We start from the raw sequence: 264 nt of genomic DNA on the forward strand, positions 1-264 counted from the left end.
GTAAAGGCCAGGGCCACGTTGCCCAGGAAGTGCTGGGCAGTGTCGGACAGCTCCGGCACCAGCTTCAGGCCGAACTGGATCACCAGCGACGGCGTGGTTTGCGCCAGGCGGTGGAACACTTTGTTGTGGCGCAGGTCATCCAGCCATTTCAGCGCGGGCTGGCGGGCCAGCAGGCGGGCGCCATGCAGCATCAGGAAGCGCGCCAGGCGGCCGAGGATGAGGGAAATCAGCAGCAGCACCGCCAGGCCAATGGCGGCGTGCAGC

At 67.0% G+C, this 264-nt stretch carries 1 protein-coding gene; it reads right to left on the reverse strand.

The window, feature by feature from the left end; all coding sequences use genetic code 11:
• The coding region (locus tag AC6UDB_RS07060; protein ID WP_500709553.1) for a hypothetical protein at positions 1 to 264 on the reverse strand (264 nt) is incomplete at both ends.

This window comes from Fructilactobacillus sp. X3R2C1 (assembly GCF_059901235.1).